We start from the raw sequence: 15,043 nt of genomic DNA on the forward strand, positions 1-15,043 counted from the left end.
GACGCTTAATTGCAAACGCTCCGGTACAGGAACTATCCAGCGACGATGTGGTCCGCCCGCGCCACGCGTCCATGCGCACAACACAGCAGGCCGCGCACGATGCGGCGCCGCGCACGCCGCGCGCCTACCATGACGCGCCCGCCCCGAAACGCCTGCCGATGGACACGCTGCTGCACCTGATCGCCACGTACGGTTTGCTGGTGGTGTTCGTGAGCGTGTTTCTCGACCAGGGCGGGATTCCGATTCCCGCGTATCCGCCGATCATCGTCACCACCGCGATCGGCGTGGATGCCGGGCACGGCTGGCTCCCGGTGCTGCTGGTGGCGACGCTCGCCGCGGTGCTCGCCGACTGGTTGTGGTTCCTCGGCGGGCGCCGGCTCGGCGCGAAGCTGGTGCGGCTGATGTGCCGGCTGTCGCTGTCGCCCGATTCGTGCGTGCGCACCACGCGCGGCGTCTACGCGCGCTGGGGCGTGCGTTCGCTGGCGGTGGCGAAGTTCGTCCCCGGCTTCGCCGCGGTGGCGACCACGCTGGCCGGCGAAACCGGCACCTCCACGCGCCGCTTCCTGCTGTTCGACACGATCGGTGCGCTGCTGTGGGCGGGCGTGGCGGTGGCGCTGGGCGTGGTCTTCCACCGCGCGGTCGATCGGGTGCTGTTGCAACTCGAACAACTCGGCCACTACGCGATCCCGGTGCTGGTCGCACTGGCGATCGCCTTCGTCGCGTGGAAATGGCTGCGCCGCCGCCACTTCCTGCAGCAGCTGCGCATGGCGCGCATCTCCGTGGACGAACTGCACGGCCTGCTGCAGGGTGACGCACCGCCGTTGCTGCTCGATGTGCGTTCGCCCCAACAGCGCGCGGCGAGCGGCTGGATTCCCGGTGCGGTGTTCGCCTTTGCGCCCGGCGACGTGGAGATCCCGGTGCGCGAGGAAGTGGTGGTGTATTGCGACTGTCCCAACGAAGTGTCCGCCGCGGTGCTGGCGCGCGAACTGCAGCAGCGCGGGTTCCGTCGCGTGCGTCCCCTCGCCGGCGGTTTCGAAGCGTGGAAGGCCTCGGGCCGGCAGGTACACCGGACCGCCGATGGCGAGCTCGCGGCCTGACGTGGCGCGGGAGAACACGCACGAAAAAGCCGCCGGACGAGCCGGCGGCTTTTCGTTGGTGACGCACATGGCGCGCGCCGCGATGGATCAGAAGTCGAAGCGCACCTGCACCTGTGCCAGGTCGGCATCGACATCCTCGACCTCGAAGCGGCTGTACTCGCCGCGCAGCGCGACGCGATCGGTGAAGCGGTACTGCGCGCCGATGCCGTAGGTCGGATCGCTGCCGCTGTCGTCGTCGTTGCCGATGACGCCGGGCAGGTCGCTGTCGATGTTCCAGCGGTGCAGGCCGGCCTTCGCATAGGCGGAGAACTTTTCGGTGATCGGCAGCGTGCCCACGGCGGTGAGGTAGGCGCTGTCGCCTTCCAGATCGGGACCGACGGTATCGGATTCGATCTTGCCGAAGTCCACATAGCCGGCTTCGAGGCCGAAGTACTTGTTGAACTGGTAACCGCCGAAGACGGAGAACGCGGTGTCCTCGTCGTCATAGGCCCCTTCGTCGACGAACGACTGGCCGACGCCGGCGCCGGCGTAAAAGCCCTTGTCCTGCGCGTTCGCACCGAACGCGGCGGCACCGAGGGTGGCGGAGAGCAACAGGGTCGAAAGCAGCTTGGTCTTGCGCATGGTTCTCAGGTTCCTTGAATCCGGCGGCGAATGCGTCACGCCGGTGCGTGGGCCCCGGCCCGATGCCTGGGCTGCCATCGCAGCGAGACCGGTGTATGGGCCGGCAACGCCGGAACAATGGCGGAAACGAGAGATTCTTCTTCCCGTCGATGGGATGATCCAACGCCGATCGAATGGCGACCGCACGCGATGAACCCGCGACGCGCGATCGAGCGCATCGCGCGCTGCGAATACGCCGCAAAGCATCAGTGCGCCAGCGTCACGCGCCAGACCGTGTTGCCGACATCGTCGGCGACGAGCAACGCGCCCGTTCGATCGACGACGACGCCGACCGGGCGTCCGCGCGCGCGACCCTGTTCGTCGAGGAAACCGGTGAGCACGTCCTCGATCGGTCCCCACGGCTGCCCGTTCGCAAACGGCACGAACACGACCTTGTAGCCGCTGGGCGGCTTGCGGTTCCACGAGCCGTGCAGGCCGATGAACGCGCCGTTCGCGTAGCGCGGCGGCAACAGGTCGCCGTCGTAGAACGCGAGGCCCAGCGCCGCCACGTGCGCGCCCAGCGCGTAATCCGGCGCGATCGCGCGCGCGACCAGCGCCGGATCCTGCGGCTGCACGCGCGTGTCGACATGCGCGCCGTAGTAGCTGTACGGCCAGCCGTAGAACGCGCCTTCGCGTACCGAGGTCAGGTAATCGGGCACCAGATCGCTGCCGAGTTCGTCGCGTTCGTTCACTACCGTCCACAGCACGCCGCTTTGCGGCTGCCAGGCCAGACCGACCGGGTTGCGCAGGCCGCCGGCGAACACGCGATCGCGGCCGCTGGCGAGGTCGATCTCGTGGATCGCGGCGCGGCCGGCTTCGATCGTCATGCCGTGTTCGGCGACGTTGCTGTTGGAGCCCACGCCGACATACAGCTTCGTGCCGTCGCGGCTGGCGAGCAGGCTCTTGGTCCAGTGGTGGTTGCGCGGCGCACCGGGCAGGTCGGCGAGCTTTACCGGTGTCGCGTCGATGCGCAGATCGCCGCGGCGATACGGCGCGCGCACGACGGCATCGGCATTGGCGACGTAGAACGTGTCGCCGACCAGGGCCATGCCGAACGGCGACATCAGTCCCTGCAGGAACACGCTGCGCGTTTCGGCGACACCGTCGCCGTCGGCATCGCGCAGCAGGGTGATGCGGTCCGGACTCGGTATCGCCGCGCCGGCCTTGGCGAACGCCGCGTTCATGAAGGCGGCGCGGATCGGGTTCGCCGGCGGATCCTCGGTCGGCGGACGATTGGTTTCCGCGACGAGCACGTCGCCGTTGGGCAACACGTACAGCCAGCGCGGATGTGCGAGCCCGGTGGCGAAGGCCTTCACCGCGAAACCCGCCGCCGCGGTCGGCGTCGCGCCCGCGGGCCAACCGGTGGCCTGCGCCACCTGCACGGTGGGAATCAGCGAGGTATCGGGTTCGGGCAACACCGGATCCGGTCCGGTATCGGCCCGCGCGGCCAGTCGCGCGGAACCGCCGCACGCCGCGAGCGCGAGCAGCGACAACGCCAGTGCGGACAGCCTCAACACGGAGGACATGGCGGCTCTCCTTCGCTTGCAGCGGCGGCAGGACGCCGCCTGCAGACCGAGGGTGGCGCAGGTGCTATGACGCGAGCGTGAGTTAACGGCGGGTGCGGCGTGCACGTAACGTGATGTCGCTACTGGCCCGTGTTCCTGTTGTTGCCGTTGCTGTCGTTGTTGCCGTGGCTTTTTTTCGTCATCCCGCGGCTTTCAACGGACGGATGTCCGGTCAAGCGGGAATCCGGTGTCTTCGCTCTTCCGACGCACCCGCCGCCTCACCGCAACCCCGCTCCCCAAACCCACTCCACCCCTACCGTAACGTTCCGCCCCGGCGACGGCTCGTAATAACGCCGATTGCCTTCATTGACGATCACCGACCCGGCGTACCGGCGATCCAGCAGGTTGCCCACGGCGAGGAACACCCGGCCCTCGCCATCAGCGCGAGCGAAGCCATACCCCGTACTCGCGCCGAACACCGTGTACGCCGGCGCGCGCTCGTCGTCGACGTTGTTCACCGACACCGTGCCGACATGTTGCGCATCGATGCGCAACTGCCAGCCCGTGTCATCGCCCCACTGCAACGCCGCATACGCCTGCCGGCGCGGCACGCCGGGAATGCGCGTGCCGGCGGCGACAGGCACATCGGCGACCGGACACGGCGTGCCTGCACACGCGAGGAAGCCGTCGCGGAACTCTGCCTGCATCCACGTCAATGCAAACTCCCCACGCCAGCGCGAGCCCAACGGCCACTGCGCCGACCATTCCGCTCCCTGGCGTCGCGCCGCGCCGGCGTTCTGGAACGTGGTGCGGCCGCCGCTGCTGGTCGCGGCGGTGAGCTCATCGCGGGTGTCGGCGCGGAACAGCACGAATTCCGAGACCGCCTCGCCGCGTGCGAACTTCACGCCCGCTTCGACGCTGCGCGTGCGTGCCGGCCGCAGCTGCAGGTTGGGGCCGCTGCCGCCGTCGCTGCGATAGGCCAGTTCATTGAAGGTCGGCGTCTCGAAGCCGCGCCCCGCCGCCGCGAACCAGTGCCAGTCCGGCGATACCTGCCAGCCCACCGCGGCCACCGGCGTCGTCGCGCGATAACGCACCGCGCCGCTGTCGTCGGGATTGCCGGGGGCGACGTAACGATCGCGCGAACGGAAGCGGATGTCGCTGCGGCGCACGCCCGCCATCAGCATCCAGTCTGAGGCGGGATGCCAGGTTGCCTGCGCATACGCACCGGTGGCACGCACGCGGTCGTCCTGCGACAGGCGCAGCGCGCCGCGCACGCCCAGTTGCGTGCCGACGAAGTTCTCGTAGCCGCGGCGATCCTGTTGCTGGCGATCGAGGGACGCGCCGACGACGAACTCCACGGGTTCGCCGGCGAGCGTGGTCGATTGCGTCCAGCGCGCATCGACGCCCGCGTACGGCGAGGCCAGGTCGATCACGCCGCCACCGCTGAGCGGACTGGCCTGCGCCGCGACCGGGATGGCGAGGTATTGGGTGGTGTCGCGCCGGCCGCCGTATGCGAGCACGCGCAGTTGCGCATCGCCGCCGAAGTCGTGCGCGAGCGTCGCGCCGAACTGGCGCTGCGTCACCGACTTGCGCGTGTCGAAGCGTCGCGCGGCATCGACGGCCTGCGCCGGAGCCGTGTCGAACTGCGCGCGGTCAAGGCCCAGCGGGTCGAGCGCGTCCGGCGCCCACAGCGCATTGGCGACGAGGGTCAGCTGCGTGGCGCCGGCAGCGATGTTCACCTTGCCGTTGAACAGCGTGCGTTGCGCGCGGCTGTGGGCGCGGTAGCCATCGGTGGCGAAGTGGTTGAGGCCGAGCGCGTAATCGAACGCGCCGCGCCGGTCGCGCCGTTCGGCGCCGAAGCGGCGGCTGGCGAAGCTGCCGGCAGCGGCTTCGACGCGCGTCTGCGCGGGCGCGACGCCGTCGACGGTGAACAACTGCAGCACCCCGCCCGCCGCATTGCCGTACAGCGCGGAAAACGGCCCGCGCAGCACTTCGATGCGTGCGCCGTCGAGCAGCGGGAAATGCGAGAGCTGGCCCTGGCCGTCGGGCATCGTCGCGGGAATGCCGTCGACGTACAGGCGCACACCGCGGATGCCGAAACTCGCGCGCGTGCCGAAGCCGCGGATCGACAGCTGCTCGTCCTGCGCGTAGTTCTGCCGCGACCTCGCCAGCACGCCGGGCACGCCGTTCAGGCGCTCGGCCACGGCGGCGCCGGCGAGGTCGCGCCGCCCTTCGCGCAGCGGCACGACGCTGACCGCGGCCGGCACGGCGTCGGCGCGCTGGGGCGTGCGCGTGGCCGTGACCTGCACGCGCGGCAGCGTCGCCACCGGCGGCGCCGCGCACGCCGGCGCGACCGCGCACAGCGCGATCCATGCGAATCCGTGGCGATGGGCGCTGGCGTGCACGCGGTACCTCATCCGTAGCGCGCGCAGCCTACACCGCGACCGCGCGGCGCCGGGTGATGTCGGCGCGCCGTGAAGAAGCGGCGGCTGCTGCCACGTCCCCTATACGAGCGGCGGCCTAGCGTGCGCTGGTCGAAGCAGCCGTTGCTGCCGGCGCACAGGAGAACTGCCATGAAATCCGTAGCAAAGAATGCAGGACGCGCGGCGCTCGTCGCGCTGCTTGCGGGGCCGCTGCTGGTGGCCGGTTGCGATCGTCGCGACGTCGCGGACGAGACCACGGCCACGCCCGCCGAAGCGCCGGCGTCGCCCGACACCGGCGCGCCGCCTTCGTCGCCCGACAGTGACGTCAACGCACCGGTGGCGACCAACGCGCCGGAACCGGCGGACGCGAGCGAAACCGCCACGCCCGCGGGCACGACGTCGCAGGCCGATGCGCTCGCGCTGCTGGCCACCGCGGACGAACACGAGATCGCCGCCGCCGACCAGGCCCTGGGCAAGAAGGTGACCGGCGCGGTGCGCGACTTCGCGCAGATGATGAAGACCGACCACGGCAAGAACCTCACCGACACGACGAAGCTCGGCGCCGCGAATTCCACGGCGCCGGCGGTGACGGCGCTCAAGGACAAGGGCGAAGCCGACCTCAAGGCGCTCGACACCCACAGCGGCGCCGATTACGAGAAGGCGTACATGGAGGCGATGGTGAAAGGCCACGGCGACGTGCTGGCACTGATCGACAACACGCTGATGCCGGCGGCGACCGACGCCAGCGTGCGCGAGCACTTCACCACCACGCGCGCCGCCGTTGCGCGCCACCTGGACAAGGCGAAGGAGATCCAGGCGACGTTGAAGTAAGCAACAACGCAACACACGGTGCAGCCGGCGTCGGGCCGAAAATATCGGGCCTGATCGAACCACGAGGAACTTTCCGCGTGGGCGCCGGATCGAGGCGCCCGCGCGTTCAAGCGGAAGCGGGAGCATTTCCGCTCACGCGGGCACCATGCGGTCGTATCGAGGCAATGCCGCGTCCACGCGATCCCACGCATGGCCGTGGATGCCGTACGTCACCACCGCCCCACTGCGTCGTCGCGACGCCTGCCGTGCGTGACGCGCATCAGCCCAGTCGCTGCGCGTATTCCGCTTCCAGCCGCGTATGCGTGCGCCACAGGCCGTCGGGCGTGGCGCCGGTCATGCGCGCGCGCAGGATGTTGAGGTGCGCATGCCAGCCGGCGGAAACGCTGAGCATGCCCTCGCGCGTGGCCAGGCGGCTGTGCACCAGCAGCAGGTGCACCTGGTCGCCGCGCTTCGCGAGTTCGATGCGCACCTGCGAGGGCGATTCGTCGCTGCCGAAGGTGAAGGCCAGCACGTGCGGCGAGTCGAACTCGGTGACCGTGCAGGGCATGTGGAACTCGCCGGCATGCGCGGCGTACTTCGGCGGCGGCGGATCGTCGTTCTCGGTCAGCGCGGAATTGTGGAAACGCAGGTCGAGCCGGCCACCGGCACGCGGTTCGATGTCGCCGCCGGCGAACCACTGCGCGCGCAATTCGGGGTCGACGAGGTATTGCCAGACGCGTTCGATCGGACCGGGCAGCAGGCGTTCGATGCGCACGGTGTCGGGCGCGGTGCGCACGCCGTAATCGACTTCGGGCAGGGCGGTATGCAGGTTCATGGTTTTCTCCGTGGGGGCGGGGACTTGCGGGCGGTTCCGGCCGTGGGCCTGGCCGGCCTGGAGCGGGCGTCGTCGGCCTCGAGCAGCGCTTCGAGGGCGTCGAGCTTCTGGTTCCAGAAGCGTTCGTAGTGGCGGATCCATTCCGCGCCGGCGTGCAGCGGTCGCGCATCGAGGCGGCAGGTATGCACGCGGCCCTGCACCTCGCGCCGGATCAGGCCGGCGCGCTCGAGCATCTGGATGTGTTTCGACGCACCGGCGAGCGAGATGTCGAAGGGCGCGGCGAGTTCGCCGACGGTGCGCGGCGCCTTGGCGAGGTCGCTCAGCATCGCGCGGCGCGTGGGGTCGGCGAGAGCGCGGAAGACTTCGTCGAGCTGTGCGGATTTATCAACCATAAGGTTGAATATACGCCGGTGCGGACGATTGTCAACTAGATGGTTGAATTATGTTGGCGGGTGGCGCGACGTCCCCTCACCCTGCATTGCTCCGCAATGCTGTCCCTCTCCCCGCAAGCGGGGCGAGGGGTGCCCCCGGCCCTTGCGCATGGCGCAAGGGCGTTCGGTCGGACATGTGCCAGTGGCGCATAAACGTCCGCCTTCACTCCGCAAGCGGGGCGAGGAAAACAAGGGCAAGCGGGCGAGGGACAAAGACAAGTGGGCGAGGGACAAAGACAAGTGGGGCGAGGGAACAAGTGGGGCGAGAGATGAGGTGGGAGAGCCGGGGGATTGCCCTTCTCCCCGCCCGGCGGGGAGAAGGTGCCCCGCAGGGGCGGATGAGGGGCGGCGCCGCGCAGCGGCGCCAAACCACTCAATCCATGCACACCGCCTCCACGTTGTTCCCGTCCGGATCGATCAGGAACGCCGCGTAATACGTCGGCGCGTAATCCACGCGCAGTCCCGGTGCGCCGTTGTCGCGGCCGCCGTTGGCCAGGCCTGCGGCATGGAACGCATCCACCGCCTTGCGGTCGCGCGCCTGGAACGCGACGTGCGTGCCGCCCTGCGCCTTCGCGTTGTCGTACAGCCACAGCGACGGCGCGCCCTGGGGGCCGAGGCCGGCGCCGCCCTCGTAGCGCGAATCCAGCACGTGGCCGAGCGGGGCCAGCACCGCTTCGTAGAAGCGCACGCTGGCGTCGAGGTTCTTCACTTGCAGTCCGAGATGGTCGTACATGGCGATGCTCCGTGTTGGGGAGCCCAGCCTCGCGCGCTACGCCGATCCGTACTTGGAGAAAATTGCGCTAGTGGCGCCGCCGTTCGAGCCGCCGCGCGAGGGCGGCGATGCGCTCGCGGTCGCCGCGCGCGGCGTGGCGGAAATGCCGCGGCGGCAATCCGGCGACGCGATGGAAGCTGCGCACGAAATTCGACAGGTCGGCGAAGCCGGCCTCGAGCGCGACCTGCGTCACCGGCCGCTCGTCGCCGGCGAGCAGTTGCGCGGCGCGTCGCAGCCGCGCGCGCAGCAGGTACTGGTGCGGCGTCACGCCGACCACGCGCGCGAACAGACGCAGGAAGTGCCACGCGCTCAGCCCCGCCTGCGCGGCGGTCGTTTCCAGGTCGACGTCCTCGTGCGCGTGCGCGTCGAGCCACAGCGCCATTTCCACCGCGCGGCGCCGGTCGCGCGCGCTGGCCTGCAAGGCCGGCCGCCGCCGCTGCCCGGCCAGCGCGAGATAGCGGTGGACCAGCAGCAGTCCCGCTTCGTCGACGCCGAAATCGCTGTCGCCGCGCACCGCCGCCTGCGCGAGTTCGCCCAGCACCATCAGTTCCGGCAGCGGCGGCAGCCCGCCGGCGCGCCAGTGCTGCGGATTCGCGTCGAATTCGTCGACCAGTTCGTCGGCGAGCTTGAACGACAGGCATTCGTCGCCGCCGTGGTGGTGGTCGTGCGTGCACACGAACTCGTCGCCGCCGCGCCCGACCAGCACCGAACCGGCAACCAGCTCGTAGTCCTCGCCGCGCGCGCGGTAGCCGAAGCTGCCGCGGCGCACGTACGACACCGAGGTGAAATCGTGGCGCTCCACCGCGAGCGGCGTGTGCGGGCCGGCCAGGCAGCGGAAGTCGAGCACCGACAGCGCGCCGCGGTGCAGGCGCGCGACCCGCATCGTGGCATCCGGAGGGGTGGGCGGCTTGCGGTCGGCCATGGCGCGAGGGTACGCCGGTGATCGCGGCCGCGCGTTGTCGTCGATGGCGGGATTGCGTTGCGCCGGCGGGGTTCAGGCGCCGCCGGCGAAACCCTGCTGCCGCCACGCCTCGAACACGACCACCGCGACCGTATTGGAGAGATTGAGGCTGCGGTTGTCCGGCCGCATCGGCAGGCGCAGCCGCTGCGCGTCCGGCACGCTGGCGAGCACCTCACCCGGCAGGCCGCGCGTTTCCGGCCCGAATAGGAACGCATCGCCCGGGCGGTAGGCGACGGTGTCGAATCGCGTGGTGCCGCGCGTGCTCAGCGCGAACACGCGCGGCGCGGCGCCTTCCGCATCGGCGATCGCGGCGAGTGCGGCATCCAGCGTGTCGTGCACCTGCAGCGAGGCGTACTCGTGGTAGTCCAGGCCCGCGCGCCGCAGCTGCGCGTCCTCGAGGGTGAAGCCCAGCGGCTTCACCAGGTGCAGGCGCGCGCCGGTGTTCGCGCACAGGCGGATCACGTTGCCGGTGTTGGGCGGGATCTCGGGCTGGAACAGGATGACGTGGAACATCGGCGCAGCGACGCGGCAGCGAAACGGACGCGCAGTATCGCCTGCGGCTACCAGGCCATCGCCTTGCCGTAGCGGTCGTAGAAGCCGCCGCTGCGCGCGGGCGTCGCCGCGGCGATGGTTTCCAGCAGCTCCGACACCGATTCGCCCGGCGTGATCTGCGCGCCGCTGCCGCCCATGTCGGTGAGCACCCAGCCCGGGCACAGCGCGATCACGGTGATGCCGCGCGGTTCCAGCGCCTTGGCCAGCATCTTCGTCGCCATGTTCAGCGCGGTCTTGCTGATGCGGTAGCTGGGCGAGTGGAAGTCGGGATCGGTGCCGAGCGAGGACATCATCGAGGACAGGTTGGCGACGGTGCCGCCATCGGCGAGTTGCGAGGACAGCGCCTGGGTCAGCAGGAACGGGCCGATCGCGTTGGTGCGCAGGCTGTCCTCGAGGTTCGCCGCGCTGATGCCGCCCCAGCGTTCGCCCGAATGCAGCACGCCGGCGTTGTTGATCAGCAGGTCGATCCCGTCGCAGACCAGCGGCAGCTCGTGGGCGAAGGCGGTGCGCGACTTCTCGTCGGCCACGTCCAGCGGCAGCACATGCAGCCGGCCGGGGTGCTCGCCGGCGAGGGCGTTGAGCGCGGTGGCCTTGCCCGGATGGCGGCAGGCGGCGACGACGCGATCGCCGCGGGCGAGCAGCTGGCGGACGAATTCCAGACCGAGGCCGCGGTTGGCGCCGGTGACGAGGCTGCGGCGGGGCTGGGCAATGGGCATGGCGGGCTCCGGGGCTGGGGCGAGTATGGGCGAAGCGGGGTGTGGCGGGGGTTAGGGGCGGGCGGCGACCGGAAGCCGCCCGCACGGGTATTCCGACCCGCCCGCGGGGCGCGTCCGGCCCGCCCACGAGCGGTACCGCCCGTGGGCGAGCGCCCTCGCGCGCTGCGGCGCGTTGCGCATTCCCGCAAGCGGGGTTGCATCGCGGCGCGGGACTTGTGACCCATGCCGCCTGCGGCCGGCGCCGCTACCATCCGGCGGTCCGGTGGTTGGGGCCGACCGCCGTGCGCACATCCATTTTCCGAACAGGAGTTCGCATGTCCTTCGCTTCGCTCAAGCGTGCAGCCCACCCGCGCGCTGCCGTCCTCGCCGTCGCCCTGGCCACCGCCATCGGCGGCGCGGCGTTCGCCCCGCAGGCCGCCTATGCCAAGGCGCCCGCCGCCGCCGACGTCGCCATTCCCTTCGAGGAATTCACCCTGCCCAACGGCCTGCGCGTGATCGTGCACACCGATCGCAAGGCCCCGATCGTGGCGGTGAACATCTGGTACCACGTGGGCAGCAAGGACGAACCCCTGGGTCGCAGCGGCTTCGCGCACCTGTTCGAACACCTGATGTTCAACGGCTCGGAAAACCATCCGGGCGAATACTTCGTGCCCTTCAAGCAGGTCGGCGTCACCGACCAGAACGGCACCACCAACACCGACCGCACCAACTACTTCGAGAACGTGCCGACCACTGCGCTCGACATGGCGCTGTGGATGGAATCGGACCGCATGGGCCACCTGCTCGGCGCGATCGACCAGAAGACGCTCGACGAGCAGCGCGGTGTCGTGCAGAACGAGAAGCGCCAGGGCGAGAACGAGCCCTACGGCCAGGCCTTCGACGTGCTCACCGAGATCATGTATCCGAAGGGTCATCCGTATCACCACACCGTGATCGGCTCGATGAACGATCTCAACGCGGCCTCGCTGGAGGACGTGAAGAACTGGTTCCGCACCTGGTACGGCCCGAACAACGCGGTGCTGGTGCTGGCCGGTGACATCGACGCGAAGACGGCGAAGGAAAAGGTCGCGAAGTACTTCGGCGACATCCCCGCGACGCCGAGCATGGCGCAGCCGAAGATCGATCCGGCGCCGCGCGCGGAATCCACGCGTTCGGTGATGCAGGACAAGGTGCCGCAGACGCGCATCTACCGCTTGTGGAACGTCGCCGAATACGGCGCGCCGGACCTCGATCGCCTGCAGCTGCTGGCGCAGGTGCTGGGCGGCAGCCGCAGCTCACGCCTGGACAAGCGCCTGGTGCACCAGGACAAGCTGGTCGACAGCATCTCGGCCGGCGCGTACTCGTCGCAGCTGGGCTCCAACTTCGTGATCATGGCCGACGTGAAGCAGGGCGTGGACGCGCAGAAGGTCGAAGCGGTGATCGACGAGGAGATCAAGAAGCTGCTGGCCGACGGTCCCACCGCCAGCGAACTGACGCAGGCGCGCACGGTGTTCAAGGCCGGCTTCATCCGCGGCATCGAGCGCATCGGCGGCTTCGGCGGCAAGGCCGACACGCTGGCCGAATGCACCGTCTACACCGGCAAGCCCGACTGCTACCGCGACAGCCTGAAGACCATCGAGACCGCGACCGCGGCCGAACTGCAGGCCACCGGCCAGCGCTGGCTGGGCAAGGGCGATCACACGCTGGTGATCGAGCCGGGCGCGCGCACCGCGCTGCCGGAAGAACCGGCCGCCGCGCCGACGCCGCTGGCGCTGCCGCCGGTCGACGCGAAGTACAAGACCATCGCCAGCGACGTCGACCGCAAGGCCGGCGTGCAGGTGCCCAAGGACTTCCCGGAACTGAAGTTCCCGCAGCTGCAGCGCGCCACGCTGAGCAACGGCACGCAGGTGATCCTGGCCGAGCGCCATGACATTCCGGTCGTGCAGTTCAGCTACCTCTTCGACGGCGGCTACGCCACCGACGCGGGCAAGAAGCTGGGCACCGCCAACTTCACCCTCGGCATGCTCGACGAAGGCGCCGGCAACTACGACGCGCTGGCCTTCGCCGATCGCGCCGAATCGCTGGGCGCGAGCCTCGGCGCCGGCGCCTCGCTCGACGGCGGCACCGCCTACCTGTCGGCGCTGAAGGAGAACCTCGATCCGTCGCTCGCGCTGTTCGCCGACATGCTGGAGCGTCCGCGCTTCGACGCGAAGGACATCGAACGCCTGCGCGGCCAGTGGCTCGCGGCGATCGCCCAGGAAAAGGCCGAACCCAACGGCGCGGCCACGCGCGTGCTGCCGCCGCTGCTGTTCGGCGAAGGCCATCCGTATGCGATGCCGCTCAGCGGCACCGGTACCGAAGCCTCGATCCAGACCCTGACCCGCGACGACCTGCTCGCCTACCACCGCAGCTGGGTGCGTCCGGACGGCGCCACGCTGGTCGTGGTCGGCGACACCACGCTGAAGGACATCGTGCCGGTGCTGGAAAAGCACTTCGGCAACTGGAAGGTCGAAGGCGCCAGGCCCGCCGCGCTGCAGCTGCCGACGGTGGCGCGTCCGGACAAGCCGCGCGTGTTCCTGATCGACCAGCCCGGTTCGGTGCAGGCCAACATCTACGCCGGTGAGCTGATGCCGTCGACGATGGATCCGGGTGCGATCAGGCTCGACATCGCCAACACCGTGATCGGCGGCGACTTCACCGCGCGCCTCAACATGAACCTGCGCGAGGACAAGCACTGGTCGTACGGCGCGCGTTCCTCGCTGCGCGACGCGGTGGGCCAGCGGCCGTGGCTGGCGGTCGCGCCGGTGCAGATCGACAAGGCCGCCGAGTCGATGGCCGAGATGCGCCGCGAGATCACCGAGTACACCGACGGCAGCAAGCCGGCCACGCCGGCCGAGGTGGCGCGCATCCAGGCGATCAAGATCCGCAGCCTGCCCGGTGCCTACGAGACCGCGGGTGCGGTGATGGGCACGATCGGCGGCATCGTCCGCTACCAGCGTCCGGACGACTACGTGTTCAAGCGCAAGGCCGAGATCGAAGGCATGGACGCGGCGCAGGTGAACGCCGCCGCCAAGGCGATCGATCCGAACGCGCTGACCTGGGTGGTCGTGGGCGACCTCAAGGAGATGGAAGCCAAGGTGCGTGCGCTGAACTTTGGCGAGATCACCATCCTGGATGCCGACGGCAAGCCGGTGGGCGCGGGCAAGCCGGCGAAGTAAGCCGGGTGACTGAGTCGACTGTCTGAGTCGACTCTCTGAAACCGGCCGGCGAATGGCGCCGGCCGGATTTGGCTTTCCCCTCTCCCGCTGGCGCGGACGGGGCCTGATTGGACTTTCCCTCTCCCCGCTTGCGGGGAGAGGGTGCCCAACGGGCGGGTGAGGGGCGGCGAGCGCAGCGAGCTGCCTTTGCCGTTGCTTTTGATTTGTTCGGGCGTTGGAGCACAGCAAAAGCAGCTCGCTGCGCTCGCTCCCCTCATCCGCCCTTCGGGCACCTTCTCCCCGCGAGCGGGGAGAAGGAGGCCGCCACATGCGGGAGAAGGAGGCCGCCACATGCGGGAGAAGGAGGCCGCCACATGCGGGAGAAGGAGGCCGCCACATGCGGGAGAAGGAGGCCGCTACATGCGGGAGAAGGAGGCCGCTACATGCGGGAGAAGAGGGCGCTGCACACGGGGAATCGGATGTGCACACGGGGAAGCAGACGCTGCGTTCGCCGATCCCCGGTTTTCATTCCCCCGCGACACCGGGTTTTGCCTGATTCACCCATCAAGGCAACAATGACGCGCTTCGCTATCCGGAGATGCCGCATGCGTCCACTCGTCGTCCTTGCTCCCACCCTCGTCGCCCTCGCCCTTGCCGCCAGCGGCTGCACCTGGGTGCACATGGCCCCCGGCGCCTCGGCGGTGCGCGTGATTCCCGCCGGTGCGGCGCCGGCCGGTTGCGAGCAGCGCGGCGAGATCGCGGTGTCGGTGAAGGGCAAGATCGGCTTCTACGAACGCAACCCGCTGCGCGTGCGCGAGGAACTGGAAACCCTCGCCCGCAACGAGGGTCCCGGCCTGCAGGCCGATACCCTGCAGCCGATGACCGAGCCGCAGGACGGCGAGCAGCGCTTCCTCGCCTGGCGCTGCCGGAAATAACGCCGCCGCGCGAACTGCGGCCGGATCGTGGCGTTCCATACCCACAGACCGTGAACCGTATGCCGGCCGGACCCGCGCGCGCCGCCGCTGTGCCGATCCCGGCCTGAACCCGCCATTTTCGCCACCGCATCGGGGGGCTTGCGACCTGCGGCCGGTGCAACCATGTCGAC

General features: G+C 69.8%; 13 protein-coding genes. 4 read left to right on the forward strand and 9 right to left on the reverse strand.

Annotated elements, in window-relative coordinates; all coding sequences use genetic code 11:
- Positions 1–71 precede the first annotated feature (71 nt).
- Entirely contained in the window at positions 72–1,097 is a 1,026-nt protein-coding gene (locus ACFPN1_RS12635) for a rhodanese-like domain-containing protein (protein ID WP_386755413.1), read from the forward strand.
- An 87-nt stretch (positions 1,098–1,184) separates the two neighbouring features.
- On the opposite strand, the gene ACFPN1_RS12640 is transcribed toward ACFPN1_RS12635, so the two are convergent.
- From ACFPN1_RS12640 to ACFPN1_RS12650, 3 genes are all read right to left on the reverse strand, one after another.
- Positions 1,185–1,718, reverse strand: a complete 534-nt coding sequence (locus ACFPN1_RS12640; RefSeq protein WP_386755415.1) for an outer membrane beta-barrel protein — start codon at positions 1,716–1,718, stop codon at positions 1,185–1,187.
- Positions 1,719–1,963: 245 nt separating this feature from the next.
- Positions 1,964–3,283, reverse strand: coding sequence for a PQQ-dependent sugar dehydrogenase (locus ACFPN1_RS12645; protein ID WP_386755416.1), 1,320 nt, complete (start codon positions 3,281–3,283; stop codon positions 1,964–1,966).
- Positions 3,284–3,540: 257 nt separating this feature from the next.
- Entirely contained in the window at positions 3,541–5,667 is a 2,127-nt protein-coding gene (locus ACFPN1_RS12650; protein WP_386755418.1) for a TonB-dependent receptor family protein, read from the reverse strand.
- A gap of 168 nt (positions 5,668–5,835) precedes the next feature.
- On the opposite strand from ACFPN1_RS12650, the gene ACFPN1_RS12655 reads away from it, so the two are divergent.
- Positions 5,836–6,516 (forward strand): DUF4142 domain-containing protein, encoded by a 681-nt coding sequence (locus ACFPN1_RS12655; protein WP_386755419.1) that lies wholly within the window; start codon positions 5,836–5,838, stop codon positions 6,514–6,516.
- 259 nt (positions 6,517–6,775) lie between these two features.
- On the opposite strand, the gene ACFPN1_RS12660 is transcribed toward ACFPN1_RS12655, so the two are convergent.
- The 6 genes from ACFPN1_RS12660 to ACFPN1_RS12685 all read right to left on the reverse strand — a co-directional run bounded on the left by ACFPN1_RS12660 (position 6,776) and on the right by ACFPN1_RS12685 (position 10,762).
- Positions 6,776–7,330 carry an SRPBCC family protein gene (locus ACFPN1_RS12660; RefSeq protein ID WP_386755421.1) on the reverse strand — a complete coding sequence of 185 codons (555 nt, stop codon included), beginning with the start codon at positions 7,328–7,330 and terminating at the stop codon, positions 6,776–6,778.
- Positions 7,327–7,722, reverse strand: a complete 396-nt coding sequence (locus tag ACFPN1_RS12665; protein ID WP_386755423.1) for an ArsR/SmtB family transcription factor — start codon at positions 7,720–7,722, stop codon at positions 7,327–7,329. The genes ACFPN1_RS12660 and ACFPN1_RS12665 overlap by 4 nt, the downstream gene beginning before the upstream one ends.
- A 412-nt stretch (positions 7,723–8,134) precedes the next feature.
- The gene (locus ACFPN1_RS12670; protein ID WP_386755424.1) at positions 8,135–8,494 is read right to left on the reverse strand and encodes a VOC family protein; all 360 of its coding nucleotides are present in this window, start codon (positions 8,492–8,494) and stop codon (positions 8,135–8,137) included.
- Between the two features lie 67 nt (positions 8,495–8,561).
- The gene (locus tag ACFPN1_RS12675; RefSeq protein ID WP_386755425.1) at positions 8,562–9,455 is read right to left on the reverse strand and encodes a helix-turn-helix domain-containing protein; all 894 of its coding nucleotides are present in this window, start codon (positions 9,453–9,455) and stop codon (positions 8,562–8,564) included.
- A 72-nt stretch (positions 9,456–9,527) separates the two neighbouring features.
- Entirely contained in the window at positions 9,528–10,007 is a 480-nt protein-coding gene (locus ACFPN1_RS12680) for a tRNA (cytidine(34)-2'-O)-methyltransferase (protein WP_386755427.1), read from the reverse strand.
- A gap of 47 nt (positions 10,008–10,054) precedes the next feature.
- Positions 10,055–10,762, reverse strand: coding sequence for an SDR family oxidoreductase (locus ACFPN1_RS12685; protein WP_386755428.1), 708 nt, complete (start codon positions 10,760–10,762; stop codon positions 10,055–10,057).
- Positions 10,763–11,076: 314 nt separating this feature from the next.
- Between ACFPN1_RS12685 and ACFPN1_RS12690 the strand changes: the two genes are divergently transcribed.
- Both ACFPN1_RS12690 and ACFPN1_RS12695 read left to right on the forward strand, forming a co-directional pair.
- Positions 11,077–13,959, forward strand: a complete 2,883-nt coding sequence (locus ACFPN1_RS12690) for a M16 family metallopeptidase (RefSeq protein WP_386755430.1) — start codon at positions 11,077–11,079, stop codon at positions 13,957–13,959.
- A gap of 584 nt (positions 13,960–14,543) precedes the next feature.
- Positions 14,544–14,873, forward strand: coding sequence for a DUF4156 domain-containing protein (locus ACFPN1_RS12695; protein ID WP_386755431.1), 330 nt, complete (start codon positions 14,544–14,546; stop codon positions 14,871–14,873).
- Positions 14,874–15,043: the final 170 nt, after the last annotated feature.

It is taken from the genome of Lysobacter yangpyeongensis (assembly GCF_042655745.1).
GTDB classification, from domain to species: domain Bacteria; phylum Pseudomonadota; class Gammaproteobacteria; order Xanthomonadales; family Xanthomonadaceae; genus Agrilutibacter; species Agrilutibacter yangpyeongensis.